Consider the following 15,924-nt stretch of genomic DNA (forward strand, 5'->3'; position numbering starts at 1 on the left):
CCCTAGCGTGAATCGCATGGCGACTCCCGCACCGCTGGTGCCCGCGACGGCGTCCGACGAGGGTGAGATCACGGTCTCCCCGAGCGAACTCAGGGAGCTGCGCGACGAACTGCAGCGCTTCATGATGGAGTACCGCTTCGGGCTGCAGGAGGTCGAGACGAAGATCGGGATCCTGCGCGACGAGTTCCTGCTGACCCACGACTACAACCCGATCGAGCACGTCTCGAGTCGTGTGAAGTCGCCCGACAGCCTCGTCGAGAAGGTGCAGCGCAAGGGCATCGACGGCGATTTCGCGTCGATCCGCCGGCGCATCACCGACATCGCGGGCATCCGCATCACTTGCAGCTTCACCGCCGACGTGTACCGCCTCTTCGACCTGCTGACCGCCCAGGACGACGTGCGGGTGCTGCAGGTGAAGGACTACATCGCCTCGCCCAAGCCCAACGGCTACAAGAGCCTGCACGCGATCCTCGAGGTGCCGGTCTTCCTCTCGACCGGGCGCATCGAGGTGCCGGTCGAGGTTCAGTTCCGCACCATCGCCATGGACTTCTGGGCGAGCCTCGAGCACAAGATCTACTACAAGTACGCCACGCGCGTGCCCGACGAGCTGTTGGCGAGTCTCAAGGACGCCGCCGACACCGCCGCCGAGCTCGACGCCCGCATGGAGCGCCTGCATCGGCAGATCCGCGGCGGCAGCGCCGGGCAGACGGCTCCGCTGGCCGTCCGGGAGATCACCGAGCGCGTCGCTCCGGCGCCGGCGCCCGCGCCACCGCATGTCGGCGACGACAAGGCCCGCCCGGTCTGACGCCGCTCGACGAACCGGCGGGCGCGGTCAGCTCGCGAGGACGGCGCCGGTGCCGGTGAGGTAGTCCTCGACGGAGCGCGGGCCGAACACCGCCGTGTTGGCGATGTAGCCCTGTGCCAGGGCCGCGATCGACCGTGCGGTGTCGGCCGCCAGGGCCTCGGCATCCGCCTCGTCCGTCGTCTGCGCGCGCGCCCACGGTCCGATGGCGAGCGAGAGCGACGCACGGAGGCGCCCGGCGGTGCGGAGCATCTCTTCGTGCAGTCCGGGCTCGACCATCGCCTCACCCCAGAACTGGAGCACGAGCGAGGTCGACAGCCCGGCCTCGCTGAAGGCCGACAGCATGCCCCGCAGCGCCTGGCGCGGCGTGACGATCTCGTTGCGGGTGCCCGCCGCCTCCAGCGCGTCGATACGCGGCAGCAGGAAGCGCCCGACGACGTAGCGGGCGAGCTCGGCCTTGTTGGAGAAGTGCGAGTAGATCGCCCCGGTCGACAGACCCGACTCTCCGACGATGTCGGCGATGGAGGTGTCGCGCACGCCGTTGCGCTCGAGCACACGCAGGGCGGCGCGGGCGATCTCGTCACGGCGGGCTTCGCGGTAGGCGTCCGAGACTCTGGGCATGGAAACAGAATAGCGATTCTGTTATGGTGGCAAACAGAACAGTCATTCTTTTTAAGGAGGTCGCGATGTCCCTTCATCGCGAGAGCCGGGCCACCCCGGCACGCCCCACCCGCTGGCCCGTCGCTGCGGCGTTCGGGCTCCTCGGATCCGTCATCGTGGCCGTCATCGTGATGGCCTTCGTCTGGCCGGCCGCCACATCGCAGCCGCAGAACCTGCCGGTCGGCATCTCCGGGCCGGCCGAGGCGGTGAGCGCCGTCGAAGACAAGCTCGCCGAGCAGGAGCCCGCGCCCTTCGACCTCAGCGAGGTCGGCTCGCGCGACGACGCGGTCTCGCAGATCGAATCGCGCGAGCTCTACGGCGCCATCCTGCTCGGCGACGATCCCGAGGTGCTGATCGCGACCGCCGCGAGCCCGGTCGCGGCTGCGGCGCTCCGCGGCGTGGCGACCCAGCTCCAGACGCAGATAGACAGCACCGCGAAAGCGGCCCTGACCGAGCAGCTGATCGCGATCGTCGGCGCGCTGAAGTCCGGTCAGATGCCGCAGGTGCCCGAGGGCGCGACGGGATCCGCTCCCGAGATCCCGACCGTGACCGTCACCGACGTCGTGCCGCTCGCCGAGGGCGACAGCACCGGCGCCGGGCTCGCGGCATCCGTCTTCCCGCTCGTGCTGGGCGGCATGCTCGGCGGCATCCTGCTGACGCTGCTCGTGCAGGGGGTCGTGCGGCGCCTCATCGGACTGGTCGTCTTCGGTGTTGTCGCGGGCGCGCTGATCACGCTCGTCATGCAGACCTGGTTCGGGATGCTGACGGGCGACTGGCTGATGAACGCCACCGTCATCGGGCTCGGCGTGAGCGCCACGTCGGCGCTCATCATCGGCCTCGCGGCGCTGATGGGTCCTCCCGGTATCGCCGTCGGCGCGATCATCACGATGTTCATCGCCAACCCGATCGCCGGTGCCGCGATGCCGCCGCAGTTCCTGCCGGAGCCGTGGGGTGCGGTGGGCCAGTTCTTCGTGCCGGGCGCGTCGGCGACGCTGCTGCGGTCGGTGATGTATTTCCCGGATGCGGCCACGGCGGCGCAGTGGATCATCCTGGGCGCCTGGCTCGTGGGCGGTGTCGTGCTCGCGCTCGTCGGACACCAGCGCACGCGCGCCGAGCTCACGCCGCCGGAGCGTCAGCTCGAGCCCGCGGAGCCACCGACGTCGGGCGCGTCAGCGCCATCACTCGAACCGGCCGAGCCGCTCGCGCGCTGACCCGCCGCGACCTCGATGCACGTGTTCCGGCGTCGCCCCGACGGGCGGCGCCGGAACCAGTCTTCGCGCGGCGAGGCGCGTGGCTAGTCTGTTCGCGTGGACGACCTCGAACCGACGCTGCTGGTGATCCCGATCCTGGCGGTGCTCGCGCCACTGCTGGCGCGGGGGATCGGCCGGTGGATACGCGTCCCGGTCGTGGTGTTCGAACTGGTGCTCGGCATCCTGGTCGGTCCCGCCGTGCTCGGCTGGGCGGTGCCGAGCGAGTTCATCGACGCCCTGTCGGAGTTCGGGCTCGCGATGCTCTTCTTCGTCGCGGGCACCGAGATCGAGTTCGGGTCCTTCCGCGGCCGCCTCGGTCGCCGCGCGACCCTCGGGTGGCTCATCAGCCTCGCCGCCGGCATCGCCGCGGGCTTCCTGCTCGCGTCCGGCGAGGCGGCGATCGTGATCGGCGTCGCGCTGTGCTCGACGGCTCTCGGAACCCTGTTGCCCATCCTCCGCGACGCCGGCGAGCTGCCCACGCCATTCGGCAAGGCCGTCGCCGCCATCGGCGCCGTCGGCGAGTTCGGTCCGCTCATCGCGATCTCGATCTTCCTCGGCGGCCGCGAACCCGGTGTGTCGACCGTCGTGCTCGCCCTCTTCGCGGCGTTCGCGGGGCTCGCCATCTGGCTCGCGTTCCGCGTTCCGCGGGGCGCGATGCACGCGTTCGTGAGCTCCACGCTGCACACGTCCGGGCAGTTCGCGATCCGCGTGGTCTTCGTCATCCTCTCGGCGCTCGTGGCGCTCAGCATCGCCCTCGACCTCGACATGCTGCTCGGCGCCTTCACGGCCGGCATCATCTGGCGCCTCCTCATGCGCGATGCGTCCGAGCCCGACCGCAAAGCAGTCGAGAGCAAGATCGAAGGTGTCGCGTTCGGCTTCCTCGTGCCGATCTTCTTCATCTACACCGGGGTCACCTTCGACCTGGAGGCACTCCTCGAGGACCCGAGCACGTTCCTGCTGGTCCCGGTCGTGCTCGTGGCGCTGCTGCTGGTCCGCGGGCTGCCGTCGACCCTCGCCGCTCCGGTGGGATCATCGCGGCGTGATCGGGTGTCCATCGCACTGCTCGGCGCCACCGGGCTGCCCGTCATCGTCGCGGTCACGCAGATCGGGGTCGACGAGAACATCCTGACGACTGCGCACCAGACCGTGCTCGTCGCCGGCGGCATGCTGTCGGTCCTCCTGTTCCCCCTCATCGGCATGGCGCTGCGCGGTGAGCGGGTCAAGGCCACTCCGGCTCTCGAGGACGACATGGCGTGAGCACCCTCGAGCTCTTCGACGCCGTCCGCGCGCGGCTCGCCGGCGCCCCGCGCGAAGCGCTCGGGGAGGTCGTCGTGCCGCGGCGCATCCTCGGGGTCGCGCGCGCCCCGCGCGTCGAGCGCCGCGGTGGCGCGTGGCACCTGGGCGTGCTGCTGCTCACCGACGACGCCGTGCTCGCGACGGGAGACATCGTCCGCGCGCGTCAGGAGGCCCGGCGCGGCTACACCGCCGAGTCCCAACGGCAGCGCGCCGAGCTCGCCGCAGCCGCCCGGCGCGGCGGGTTCGCGGAGGGTGAGATCGTGCACGTCGGATGGCGGATGCTGCAGCCCGACGTCCTCGACACCGGCGGGGAGTCCGGCCCCCTCGTCGCAGTGGAGGGCATGCCGCGCGTGCGGTGGAGCGCGGCCGGGGGACTCATGCCGTTGGAGGCATATCTCGCCGAGCGGGTGGCACTGCTGCTCGACCCTCCACCTGGCGCCTGACAGGGCCTGCTATCGGCCGGAGCGCGACCTGTCAATGCGCTCCGCGGGAGCGAGGGGCGGCCGTAGCGTGTGAGCATGGCCGCACGGGATCTCACTCGACAGATCGTCGTCATCAGCGCGTTCTGCTTCATGATCGTCGCCGCCATGGTCGGCACCGGCCTGTTCGGCGGTACCGCCGTGCAGGATCTGCAGGAGGGGGCACTCGACCAGGACGGCTCGTACCTCGCACCCGCGCGACCCGCGTTCTCGATCTGGTCGGCGATCTACCTCGGCCTCTTCGCGTACACGATCTGGCAGGCGCTGCCCCGGCAGCGGGGCAGTGAACGACAGCGCGCGCTCGGCTGGCTCATCGCCGGAACGATGGCCCTCAACGGGCTGTGGCTGGTCACCGCCCAGTTCGGCTCGCTGGCACTCACCGTCCTCGCCATCATCGTGCTGCTGGCCCTCCTCGGCGTCACCTTCCACCGCACGGTCATCGAGCCGGCGGACGGCTGGGCCGACCGGCTGCTCGTAGACGGTGTCACCGGCCTGCACCTCGGGTGGGTGACGCTGGCGACCGTCGCGAACATCGCCGCCTGGCTGACGTCCATCGCGCCGCCCGAGTGGGGGGACGCGGCCGAGCTGTGGGGCGTCGTCGTACTCATCGTGGTCGCCGTCGTCGGGCTCGGCATCGAGGCGGCGAGCCGATGGCGGCTCGGCCCTGCGCTCGCCCTCGCGTGGGGGCTGATCTGGCTGGCGGTGGGTCGTCTCACCGGCGAACCCTCCAGCGCGGCGATCGGCTGGACGGCCGTGGTCGTCGCCGTCCTGATCCTCGGCTCTGCGATCGTGGGCACGGTCCTCCGCGAGGCGACGGCCGTCCGCAACGCCGAGGCGTGAGGTCAGGCGGGACCGAAACGCTCGGCGAACGCGCGCAGCAGACGCGCCGGCTGACTGACGGATGCCGCGAGCACGCGGCCCGCGATCGCGTCGTAGTCCGCGGAGTCGAAGTAGCCGTCGTCGCGGTACGCCGCCATGCGCTCGGTGAACGCCTTGGTGGTCGGCTCGGGGTGGAACTGGGTCGCGTAGAGCCTGTCGCCGACCCGATAAGCCTGGATGGGGCATCCGTCGTTCCGTGCCAGCAGGACCGCGCCGGGCGGGGGCGACTCCGTGCCCTCCTTGTGGGCGGTGAGCGCGGTGAAGCGGTGCGCCAGTGCTCCGAACAGCGGGTCGCTCGCGGCATCCGCGGTGAGCTCCACAGCAACCGGGCCGGTGTCCTCGGGGAACGCGCGGCTGACGGTTCCGCCGAGCGTGCGGGTCGCGATACCGATCCCGTAGCAGGTGAACAGCGACGCGGGTCCTCCGCCGTCGGCCGTGGCTTCGGCGATGCGCGCCAGGTCGGCCTCGAGGCGCCGCTGCGCGTCTGTCTTCGTCGACTCCGGGTCCGTGACGTTGAAGGGGCTGCCGCCGATCAGGAAACCCGCGTACCGCTCGAAGACGTCGTCGGGCAGCGGCTCGCGCACGAGGTCGTGACGTGCGAGCCGGCTCTCGTCGACGCGCATCGCGGCCCGGAACGACTCGTACTCGGCGGCCGCCGCGCCCAGCTGCGGCCGCACGCAGACATAGAGCAGCGGCGCGGTCGTCATGCACGAATTCTAGGTCTCGGGTCGCAGCGCGCGCGAAAGAGGCGACATCCGCCGTATTCGGCCGGTATTCGTGTATCAAACCCGCACTATCGCGCTCGGGCATGGTGTGGACAGAATGGGCGCTATGACGCAGGCCGGCGCCGAGCCATCCGTCGACTCCGCGGAGCCGGCGCGATGGGAGCGCGCCGCCGCACTCTTCGTGCGGTGGCGTGAAGGTGACAGCCGTGCGATGGACGAGCTCGTCCGCCTGATGACGCCGCCGTTGTGGCACGTCGTGCGGGCGTACGGAGTCGACCCTGCGCTGGCACAGGACGTCGTGCAGACGACCTGGCTGACGCTGGTACGCCGCCACGAGACCATCAACGACCCGCTCGCGGTGTCGGGATGGCTCACGATGTGCGCGCGCCGCGAGGCGTGGCGGGTCGGCAAGCAGCATCGGCGCGCCGATGCCACCGAGGCCGAGTCGCTCGAACCGCACCTTCCTGTCCACGAATCCGCCGAGCAGACCGCGGCGCAGGACGACGAGACCCGTCGCCTCTGGACAGCGGTCGCCACGCTCAACGATCGATGCCAGCGCCTGCTGCGGATCGTCGCGTTCGAGGACCGCCCCGACTATGCCCGCATCGCAGAGGACCTCGCGATGCCCATCGGATCGATCGGACCGACCCGCCAGCGCTGCCTCGCAAAGCTTCGCGCCGTCCTCGAGGGCGACGGATGGAGAGGTGACGACGATGGAAACTGAGGACTTCGCGGCCGACGCCGCGCTCTTCGCACGCATGCGCCGGATGTGGGCGGAGGTCGACCCCGTGCCGGCCGACCTGGTCGACCGCATGGTGGCCGCGGTCGCCGTCGAGGACCTCTCGCGCGAGTACGCGCTGCTGACGCTTGTCGAGGGGACTCTCGCCGCCGTCCGCGGCGAGACCGACACCGCGACGCTGCAGTTCAGCGACGGCACCACCAGCGTGCTGCTGCACGTGACTGCGACCGAGAGCGGCGATCGACGCGTGGACGGATGGGTGGATGCCGCCGCACTCGCCATCCGGCTGGTGCAGGGCGACCGCGAATGGTCGGCCGAACCGGGCGAGCACGGACGGTTCGCCTTCGACGAGGTCACGCCAGGGGTGGCGCGGCTCCGTCTCGTCGTGCGTGACGCCGACGGCGCGCTGCGCGACTTCCAGACGCCTCAGTTCGAGGTCTGACCAGCAGTTCGAAGTACGGGAGACGGATGCCGCGGCCTGGGGGCCGCGGATCCGCTGTGTGTGAGGAGAAGACATGGTGGACGACGGAGCAGTCGGCGGATCGTGGCGCGACCGGGTGAAGGCCGGCGCGCCGCGGGGAGTGCCGCTCGATCCCGGTCGGGATGTCGTGCCCGGCGTGCAGGCGTTCCCGTCGGCGTACGCTCCCGGCCATCTGCTCATCTCCGGCGAGCCGACGGAAGCGGAGGGGGCGCTGCTCGCGGCGGCGCATGAACTGGGATGGGAGCTCGATCTCGAGGAGGTCCGGCCGGTCCGCGACGACGAGCCCGCCTTGACGAGGGCGCGGATCATCCAGCTTCCGAGCGACAACCGCGACGACGAGCCGGTTCCCGCCGTGGATGCGTGGCGGCTGCTCCAGCACGCGCGGCGTCTGGCCATCGAGGAGGCGGAACTCGAGAATCGGATCCGAGAAGAGCGGGACCGGATCGCGGCAGAGAAGAAGAAGGCCGATTCCTCCGAGGACGGTGAGGCGGCCGGTGGCGCGCAGACCGATCCGCGCGCGCTGTCCGATGACGACGCTGCCGCCCTGGGGGTGAGCGAGGAGCGGATTCGGCAGCTCCGTCGCGAGGTGCGTCGCGACGTGGCCATGGCAGCCGCACGCGCCGCTGACCCGGTTCGCGCCGAGACCCGATCGCGGGCCCCCCGGGCGCCGTTGGTGGCGGTGCCGTCTGCCGACACGGGCGCATTGCGCAATGTGAGCCTCGACCACGTTCTGACGATCGACCCGGTGGGGGTCAATCCGCATGGGATGACGAACCCGCACGGGATGACGAACCCGCACGGGATGACGAACCCGCACGGGATGACGAACCCGCATGGGATGACCAACCCCAGCGGCACCGCGGGCTACGCCTATCCCGGGACGGGCGGGCTCGAACTCGTGTCGTTCCTCGGCACACCGCCTCGTCGCACCCGCGCGGTGGCGGAGGGTGGCCGCCGGCCCGTCGTCGCCGTCGTGGACACCGGGTGCGGCATCCATCCCTGGCTCCCCGCCGAGCCGGGCCCGCAGACCCGGCCCGAACGGTCCGGGCCCGCGCGTTTCGACGACATCGAGGACGAGGGTGATGACACCATCGACGGACTCGATCCTGTACTCGTCCGCCGTCGACTCCCGTGGAAGACCGGCACGGGCGACGTCATCGGTGTCGAGGATCCGCTCACGGATCCCGAGACATACGGCGATCAGTCCGGCCCCCTCGACGGGTTCCTCGACGCCGCGTCCGGGCACGGCACGTTCGTCTGCGGCATCATCCGTCAGGTGTGTCCGGAGGCGAATCTCATCTCGATCCGTGTCGCCGACAGCAACGGCGCGGTGCTCGAAAGCGAACTGATCGATGCGCTCGAGGACCTTGCACTCTGGATGGACTCGGACAAGGAGCGCAACGTCGTCGACGTGGTGAGCCTCTCGCTCGGCTATTACCACGAGACGCCGGAGGACGGACGGTTCAGTCTGAGGCTGCACAAGGCGCTGGTGGCGCTGCGCAGCAGAGGCTGCGTCGTCGTCTGCTCCGCGGGAAACGACGCGACGAACCGGCCGGCGTTCCCGGCTGCGCTCTGGGCGGGCGGCGATCCGGAGCTGGGACTGACCGAGCCCCACGACATCGCCCCACACATCGCCGTGGGGGCCCTCAACCCCCAGGCCACGTCGGTCGCGCTGTACAGCAACATCGGACAGTGGGTGACGACGTTCGCTCCCGGGACCTCCGTCGTCAGCGCGTTCCCGCAGTTCGAGGGCGGCGTTCAGGCCGGCACTCGCGCGGACCGAGAGAATCGCCGCCGGCAGAGCCTCGACCCCGACGACTTCTCAGGCGGCTACGCGATCTGGAGCGGAACGTCGTTCGCGGCACCGTTTGTCGCGGGCCGCATCGCCCGCGCCCTCGCGCCGTCACTCATGGGGTCCACGTCGGCCAAGTCCGCAGCGGTGCCCGGCGACCCGATCGACGCGGCGCTCAGGTGGGTGAAGATGCGCGACATGTCGTCTTCGCAGCAGGCTCCCGACGGTGCACACAGTCAGGCTGCACAAGCGGTCGGTCGGGCCGCACGTCCGGTCCAGCCGCAGCCCTAGAGACGTCGCGCGACCGGCGACGCCCGTTCGCCGGTCGCACTCGTCCCTCTCGGGGGTCCATCATTGCTGTGTGGGGGCGACCGGCGCACAGCTGTACGAGCGGGGATGGCATCTCGCGACGCGTGGCAGGTTCGTGGACGCGCGCCGCGTGCTCGCCACAGGCGCGGCGCGGGCGGAGGCGGAAGGCGACGTCGAGCTGGGCGCGCGCATAGCGGGGACGACGGCCTACGTGCTGGCCCGGCTGGGTGACGTCGACGGCGGAGAGCGGCTGTGTCTCGAAGCCCTCAGCCGTGAAGGATTGTCGGACGCCGCAATCGCGCAGCTGCACGGTCAGCTGGGTTCGCTCGCGCTCGAGCGGGGATTGCTCGACGAGGCCGCGGGGTGGCTCGACAAGAGCATTCGAGGGCTCAGCGACCAGCCGGTGCGTCAGGCCAACATGCGGATGAACCGCAGCCTGGTCGACATGCAACGCGGCCGGCTTCAGTCCGCGATGGCCGATCTTGTCGCGGCCGAGGAGGCCTACCGCGCGGCTGGAATGATCACCGAAGCCAATCTCGCGGTCCACAATCGCGGTTATACGTCCATGCTGGCGGGCGATCTGGTGTCGGCGTTGCGGACGATGCAGTCCGTCCGTGAGCCGCTCGACGACGAGTCCGAGATGTGGGCAGCGGTGAACGAACTCGATCGCGCCGAGGTACTCCGGGAGGCCGGGCTGGTGACGGAGGCCGAGCGGAGCCTTTCCGCCGTCTCGGCGGCATTCGGTCGCCATCGTGCACCGCGCGACCGTGCGACCGCGGACTACCACCTCGCGCGATCTCTGCTCAGCCACGACCCCGAGCGCGCGGCTGAGGTGGCGGCGGCGTCGGCCAGGCGATTCGCGGCGATCGGCAGCTCGGGCTGGGCGGTTCGCGCGGAGGCGATCGGGCTGCGTGCGCGTCTGGCGGTCGGGCGCATCGACCGCACGGGGTCGCCCGTGCGGCTGACCCGACGACTTCCTTCTCCCAGGAAGGTCGACGAAGTGGCCGACGCCCTGCAGGAGCATGGCTTCGGTGCAGAGGCGGAGGCGCTCCGGCTCACGCAAGCGCTGGCGCGGATCCGCTTGGGTCGACGCGCGCCCCGGCCCGTCGTCCGCGTCGGGCGCCGTACGCCACTCGAAGTCGGGCTGCTCGCGCATGAGATGCGCGCGGCGCAGGCGGCTGCGTCCGGGCGGGAAGCGGATGCCCGGCGGCACGCGGCGGCAGGTCTCGATCTGCTGGACCGGACACGCCGGGCGGTCGGCAGCCTCGACCTCCAAGTCTCCGCCGCCATGCGAGGGGCGGGGCTCATCACTACGGGCCTGACATCAGCGCTACGGTCGGGAAGCCACGCGGCTGTGTTCGAATGGTCGGAGAGGGCCCGCGCGCAGAGCGGTTCGTTCCTTCCACTCCGACCCCCGCCAGACCCCGAGCTCGCTGCTGATCTCGCGGAGCTGCGGGTGCTGCGCACGTCTCATCCGGACGGCGAGTGGCTCTTGACGCCGCGAGCCGCATTGCTCAGCGACCGCGCCCGCCAACGGCAGTGGTCGCAGACGGCCGCGGGCGAGCTTCGCGCACGAGTCTCGCTCGGCGACGCGACGGCGGAACTGGGGGAGAGCGACCTGCTGGTCACGTACGTCTTCGACGGCATCCGGCTCGCGGCGCTCGCGGTCTCACGTGGACGATCGGACCTGGTGGAGCTGGACTGGACCGCGGCGCGCTCCGCACTCAGCGGACTGCGCGCAGATCTCGACATGGCGGCGACACTGGTCGAGGGGCCGATGGCGATGGTGGTTCGACGCGGCCTGCAGGATCGTCTGAATACGCTCTCGAGCATCCTCTGCGCACCGATCGGTGCTCTGGCACGTGCTGAACGCATTCTCATCACTGCACCGGGCGTACTGGCCGGAGTCCCCTGGACGATGCTTCCCGCGACACGCCGTCGCCCCATCTCCGTTGCGCAGTCGGTCGCGGCGTGGATCCGCGAGCGGTCCCGGGATGTGCCCGCGCCGGTCATGGCGGGATTCGCCACCGGCCCGCGCGTCGCGCGTGGTGACGAGGAGGTGTCCTCGGCGTCGGCCGCCTGGGGACGCAGAGAGGTGCTGGGGAGCGACGACGCGACCGTCGCCACCGTGACGGCGCTGGCCTCGCACGTGGACTTGCTTCATATCGCCGCGCATGGGCGGCACGCGGTCGACAACCCCATGTTCTCGGGTCTCGAATTGGCCGATGGCACGCTCTTCGGCTACGACATCGACCTCATCCCCGACGTTCCGGACACCGTCGTGCTGTCCGCGTGCGAGGTGGGCCGCTCCTCCGTCCGATGGGGTGAAGAAGCTGTGGGGATGACGCGGGTCTGGTTGCACGCGGGCGCCAGATCAGTCGTGGCCGCTCCTGTGGTCGTCGCCGACGACGAGGCCTGTGAGCTCCTTGCAGCGATGCACGAGGGGCTCGCCGCCGGTGTCGCACCGTCGGTAGCCCTGGCGGAGGCATCCGAGCGCACCGGCATCGTCGCCCCGTTCCAGGTGCACGGCGCCGGGTTCTGAGAATTCCCGCGGAGCCTGTATCAGGACGGATGCCGGCCGCTCCTGCTCACTGGAACGGCTCGCGCCTCCCGACGGGGGGTCGGGAGCGGGAGAAGACCCTTGGAAAACGCAGGTCGGGGCTGCGCGTCTTCGGCGCCGATCCTTGAGGGGCGCCGCGCTGGGGACTGGGGCGGCGTCCCTCGCCCACGCAGCGCGGTCAGCCGCGGGAGGAGTTCGCCGTGCGGCCGCGCACGATGCCGACGAACGCGTCGACGGCGGGCGTGGTGCGATCCGCGGGCCACGCCAGCGCGACCGTCGACGCAGGGCCGTCCAGGAGCGGCCGGTATTCGACATCCTTCCGCTGGTGAAGCCGCGCGAGCGACATCGGCACCACGACGATCCCGACCCCCGCGGCGACGGTCGCGATCGCTTCGGCGGTGTCTGCCGGGGGAGCGAACCGCGGCTCGACGGCGCCGGGCACGCGGACCCCGAGCACGTCGTCCTCCGGTACGATCAGCACCTCGCCGACCAGGTCGGCCATGTCCAGCTCATCGGCAGCCGTCAGGTGCGACTCCTTCGCACAGACCACGACCGGCACCTCGTCGTAGAGCGGGATGACGTGCAGCCCGTCCTTGTCCATCGGCAGGCGGACCAGCGCCGCGTCGACCTCGCCGTCGCGCAGGGCCCGACGCTGCTCGGCGACGGCCAGCGCCACGAGCTCGAGGCTCGTGCGCGGCATCCGTTCCTTCCAGGTGTCGATCCACTTGCCCGGTGTCGCGCCGGGGATCGCGCCGAGGAGGAAGGTCGTCGGCATGGGCGGCTCGGCGGGAGGTGTCGGCGACGGGCCCGGCGACGGCTGCGGGCGGCGGGTCTTCGTCGGCTTCGCCTTGGCTCCGGAGGCGGATGCGGCGCCCGGACGCTTGCCCGGGACGCCTCGTCCTCGTCCGCCTGCGCGCGACCCGCCCTTCGCCATACCGTTCAGCGTAGCCGGGGCGCTATCGTTCGCTCATGGTGACGATCCTCGCAACGGTCTTCGCAGCGCTGGCGGCGCTGCTGCACGTGTACATCTTCGTGATGGAGAGCGTGCAGTGGACGCAGCCCAAGGTCTGGAAGCGCTTCGGCGTCGCCGACCAGGCCGCCGCCGACACGACGAAGCCGATGGCGTACAACCAGGGGTTCTACAACCTGTTCCTCGCGATCGGCGTGGTGATCGGCCTCGTGCTGATCTTCGCCGGAGCGGATGCCGCCCCCGTGCGCGCCGCCGGGCTCGCGCTCGTGGTGTTCAGCCTCGGGTCGATGGTGGCTGCCGCGCTCGTGCTGCTGACCACAGGCATGAAGTACCTGCGGCCCGCGCTCATCCAGGGGACGCTGCCGCTCATCGGATTCGTGCTGTTCCTGTTCGCGTGAGCGCTCAGTCGCACGCGCCCCACCGGCCGGCTCCGCCGGCGACAGCTGTCGCCTCGAGGGAGCGGAGCACCGCCTCCTGGCTGCGATTGGGCGAGTAGATCTCGACGCGCGCGTCACCCTCGGCGACGAGCAACCCGTTGACGAAGCGGCCGTCGGGCGTCCAGATGTAGAGCAGCGTCCTGCCGTACTGGTCGTGCACCTCGGCGTCGGGCGCCACCCAGATCGTCGATCCCGCCGGCACCAGTGCCGTGAGCTTCGCGGTCGCCTCCGAGCCCCAACAGTCGACGACGGGGGAGATCTCCGGGGTGTCGATGCCGAGCAGGCGGACGCGCGTCGACTCGAGGTCGCCGACCACGGCGTTCGGCGCCGCGACGCGGGCGCGCAGCGTGTCGCCGTCGTGCACGCTCTCCACCGTCATCTCGAACGCGTCGGCGGGTATCGCGGGCATCGTCGGAGCACCGCCGAGGGGCGCGACAGCACCGTCCCGTGAATCGTGGTCGCGCCCCGCGAACCACCACACGGCGGCGCCGGCGAGGACGAGCACGAGGATGCCGATGAGGACGCGTCTGACCACGTCGCGAGCCTAGGCGGTGCTCGCGACGCTTCGCGATCGTGCGTCAGGCCGCCAGGCGGAGACCCCGCTTGTCGGTGGCGACGCGCTCGCCGTCGGCGATCGTCTGGTCGTCGCCGATGAGCGAGCCCCCGGCGACGCGAGCGTCGTGGCCGACCTGCGTGCGCACACCGATCTTCGCGCGCGGGCCGATAGCGGCCCGCGGACCGATGTGGGCGTGCGGGGCGATCTCGACGTCGGGGCCGATCACGGCATCCGTCTCGACCCACACGCCACGGCCGACGTGAGCGCCCGCGGCGATCTGAACCCCCGGTTCGACATACGCCCCCGCTTCGACGACGGCGCTCGGGTGCACCTTCGCTCCATGCGCGATGAGGCCACGACCGTTGACGTGCTTGCGGTAGCGCAGCGTCTCGCCCCGGTCGTTCTCGATGTCGATGTAGTTCTTGCCCACAATCCCCTCCTGAGCAGCACATAGTGCTGAGTACAGGAATAACCGAGGACAGCGGTGATTCATTCCCGCGCATCGGAACGATCCGGTCACGGCAGCAGAAGGCCCCGCATCCCGAAGGATGCGGGGCCGGAAGAAGGTTCGAATCAGCCTTCCACGTACTCGTCAGCGGCAGACAGAGCGCGGTCGATCACGTCCAGGCCGCGCACCAGCTCGTCCTCGCTGATCACGAGCGGCGGGGCGACGTGCACGCGGTTGAAGTGGGTGAAGGGCCACACGCCCTCGCGCTTGCACGCCGCGGCGACGGCGACCACGGGCGCGGCATCCGCTCCACTCGCGTTGAACGGCACGAGCTGCTCGCGGGTGTCGCGGTCCTTGACCAGTTCGATCGCCCAGAAGAGGCCCATACCCCGCACATCGCCGACGGACGGATGCCGCGATGCGATGTCGCGCAGGCGGGGTTCGACGACGCGCGAGCCCAGGTCGCGCACGCGCTCGAGGATGCCGTCGCGCTCGAAGACCTCGAACGTCGCCACGCCCGCCGCGCACGCGAGGGGATGCCCGGAGTAGGTGAGGCCGCCGGGGAACGACACGGTGTCGAAGTGCGACGCGATGCGGTCCGAGATCACGACGCCGCCGAGCGGCACGTAGCCGGAGTTCACGCCCTTCGCGAAGGTGATGAGGTCGGGCTGCACATCGAACGCCTGGAACGCGAACCACTGGCCCACGCGCCCGAAGCCCACCATCACCTCGTCGGCGATGTACACGATGCCGAAGCGGTCGCACAGCTCGCGGACGCCCGCGAGATACCCGGGCGGCGGGACCAGCACACCGTTGGTGCCGACGATGGTCTCGATGAGGATGGCGGCGATCGTCGACGCACCTTCGAGCACGATGGTCTGCTCGAGGTGCTCGAGCGCGCGCTGCGTCTCTTCCTCCGGGCTCGACGAGTGGAACGCCGAGCGGTAGGGGTAGGGCCCGAAGAACTTCGCCGTCGAACCGTCGCCCGGCTCGTTCGGCCAGCGCCGCGGGTCGCCGGTCAGCGAGATCGCGGTGGTCGTGTTGCCGTGGTAGCTGCGGTACATCGACAGCACCTTGCGGCGACCGGTCACGAGACGCGCCATGCGCACGGCGTTCTCGTTCGCGTCGGCGCCGCCGTTCGTGAAGAACACCTTCTCGAAGCCGTCGCCCGCAACATCGGCGATGCGGCGGGCGAGCTCGCCGCGCACATCGTTCGCCATCGACGGCTGGATGGTCGCGAGGCGGCCGGCCTGCCGCTGGATGGCCTCGACGAGATCCGGATGCTGGTGACCGAGGTTGAGGTTCACCAGCTGCGAGCTGAAGTCCAGGTAGGCGTTGCCGCTGTAGTCCCAGAACGTGGAGCCCTCGCCCGCCGCGATCGGCAGCGGGTCGATGAGCGCCTGAGCGCTCCAGGAGTGGAACACGTGTCCGCGGTCGTCGGCGCGGACACGCGCCTCCGCCTCGCGGTCGGGGAGCGGGCGGCGGTCACCGGCCGGGTCGGTGTAGACGGCGGCGTCGGCGAGCGTATCGGTCATGGGGGA

At 70.8% G+C, this 15,924-nt stretch carries 16 protein-coding genes; 10 read left to right on the top strand and 6 right to left on the bottom strand.

What is annotated here, in order from left to right; genetic code table 11:
- Positions 1-16: 16 nt before the first annotated feature.
- Positions 17-805 (top strand): GTP pyrophosphokinase, encoded by a 789-nt coding sequence (locus Q9R08_RS09380; protein WP_308867739.1) that lies wholly within the window; start codon positions 17-19, stop codon positions 803-805.
- Positions 806-832: 27 nt separating this feature from the next.
- On the opposite strand, the gene Q9R08_RS09385 is transcribed toward Q9R08_RS09380, so the two are convergent.
- Complete coding sequence (locus Q9R08_RS09385; RefSeq protein WP_308867740.1) at positions 833-1,423, bottom strand: TetR/AcrR family transcriptional regulator; 591 nt, start codon at positions 1,421-1,423, stop codon at positions 833-835.
- 65 nt (positions 1,424-1,488) lie between these two features.
- Between Q9R08_RS09385 and Q9R08_RS09390 the strand changes: the two genes are divergently transcribed.
- From Q9R08_RS09390 to Q9R08_RS09405, 4 genes are all read left to right on the top strand, one after another.
- Positions 1,489-2,673 carry an ABC transporter permease gene (locus Q9R08_RS09390; RefSeq protein ID WP_308867741.1) on the top strand — a complete coding sequence of 395 codons (1,185 nt, stop codon included), beginning with the start codon at positions 1,489-1,491 and terminating at the stop codon, positions 2,671-2,673.
- Between the two features lie 96 nt (positions 2,674-2,769).
- Positions 2,770-3,969 (top strand): cation:proton antiporter, encoded by a 1,200-nt coding sequence (locus tag Q9R08_RS09395; RefSeq protein ID WP_308867742.1) that lies wholly within the window; start codon positions 2,770-2,772, stop codon positions 3,967-3,969.
- Positions 3,966-4,451 carry a glutaminase gene (locus Q9R08_RS09400; RefSeq protein ID WP_308867743.1) on the top strand — a complete coding sequence of 162 codons (486 nt, stop codon included), beginning with the start codon at positions 3,966-3,968 and terminating at the stop codon, positions 4,449-4,451. Before Q9R08_RS09395 ends, Q9R08_RS09400 begins: the two co-directional genes overlap by 4 nt.
- Before the next feature lie 75 nt (positions 4,452-4,526).
- Positions 4,527-5,327, top strand: a complete 801-nt coding sequence (locus Q9R08_RS09405) for a tryptophan-rich sensory protein (RefSeq protein WP_308867744.1) — start codon at positions 4,527-4,529, stop codon at positions 5,325-5,327.
- 2 nt (positions 5,328-5,329) lie between these two features.
- Here the strand turns inward: Q9R08_RS09405 and Q9R08_RS09410 are convergent, their stop codons facing one another.
- Positions 5,330-6,073 (bottom strand): glutamine amidotransferase-related protein, encoded by a 744-nt coding sequence (locus Q9R08_RS09410; RefSeq protein WP_308867745.1) that lies wholly within the window; start codon positions 6,071-6,073, stop codon positions 5,330-5,332.
- Between the two features lie 124 nt (positions 6,074-6,197).
- On the opposite strand from Q9R08_RS09410, the gene Q9R08_RS09415 reads away from it, so the two are divergent.
- The 4 genes from Q9R08_RS09415 (at position 6,198) to Q9R08_RS09430 (ending at position 11,954) form a co-directional block, all read left to right on the top strand.
- The gene (locus tag Q9R08_RS09415; RefSeq protein WP_163617665.1) at positions 6,198-6,815 is read left to right on the top strand and encodes an RNA polymerase sigma factor; all 618 of its coding nucleotides are present in this window, start codon (positions 6,198-6,200) and stop codon (positions 6,813-6,815) included.
- Positions 6,805-7,272 carry a hypothetical protein gene (locus tag Q9R08_RS09420; RefSeq protein WP_308867746.1) on the top strand — a complete coding sequence of 156 codons (468 nt, stop codon included), beginning with the start codon at positions 6,805-6,807 and terminating at the stop codon, positions 7,270-7,272. Before Q9R08_RS09415 ends, Q9R08_RS09420 begins: the two co-directional genes overlap by 11 nt.
- A gap of 73 nt (positions 7,273-7,345) precedes the next feature.
- Positions 7,346-9,394, top strand: a complete 2,049-nt coding sequence (locus Q9R08_RS09425; protein WP_308867747.1) for a S8 family peptidase — start codon at positions 7,346-7,348, stop codon at positions 9,392-9,394.
- 70 nt (positions 9,395-9,464) lie between these two features.
- Positions 9,465-11,954 carry a CHAT domain-containing protein gene (locus tag Q9R08_RS09430; RefSeq protein ID WP_308867748.1) on the top strand — a complete coding sequence of 830 codons (2,490 nt, stop codon included), beginning with the start codon at positions 9,465-9,467 and terminating at the stop codon, positions 11,952-11,954.
- Between the two features lie 196 nt (positions 11,955-12,150).
- Here the strand turns inward: Q9R08_RS09430 and Q9R08_RS09435 are convergent, their stop codons facing one another.
- Complete coding sequence (locus Q9R08_RS09435) at positions 12,151-12,906, bottom strand: LysR substrate-binding domain-containing protein (protein WP_308867749.1); 756 nt, start codon at positions 12,904-12,906, stop codon at positions 12,151-12,153.
- A gap of 35 nt (positions 12,907-12,941) precedes the next feature.
- Here Q9R08_RS09435 and Q9R08_RS09440 point away from each other — a divergent pair, with 35 nt between their 5' ends.
- A complete protein-coding gene (locus Q9R08_RS09440; RefSeq protein ID WP_308867750.1) occupies positions 12,942-13,340 on the top strand; it encodes a DUF1304 domain-containing protein in 399 nt (132 codons plus the stop codon).
- Positions 13,341-13,344: 4 nt separating this feature from the next.
- Here the strand turns inward: Q9R08_RS09440 and Q9R08_RS09445 are convergent, their stop codons facing one another.
- From Q9R08_RS09445 to Q9R08_RS09455, 3 genes are all read right to left on the bottom strand, one after another.
- Positions 13,345-13,914, bottom strand: coding sequence for a thermonuclease family protein (locus Q9R08_RS09445; protein ID WP_308867752.1), 570 nt, complete (start codon positions 13,912-13,914; stop codon positions 13,345-13,347).
- 43 nt (positions 13,915-13,957) lie between these two features.
- Positions 13,958-14,365: a transferase gene (locus Q9R08_RS09450; RefSeq protein WP_308867754.1), complete on the bottom strand. Its 408-nt coding sequence runs from the start codon at positions 14,363-14,365 to the stop codon at positions 13,958-13,960.
- A 143-nt stretch (positions 14,366-14,508) separates the two neighbouring features.
- A complete protein-coding gene (locus Q9R08_RS09455; protein ID WP_308867756.1) occupies positions 14,509-15,918 on the bottom strand; it encodes an aspartate aminotransferase family protein in 1,410 nt (469 codons plus the stop codon).
- Positions 15,919-15,924: the final 6 nt, after the last annotated feature.

Source organism: Microbacterium psychrotolerans, from assembly GCF_031085295.1.
Lineage (GTDB): Bacteria > Actinomycetota > Actinomycetes > Actinomycetales > Microbacteriaceae > Microbacterium > Microbacterium psychrotolerans.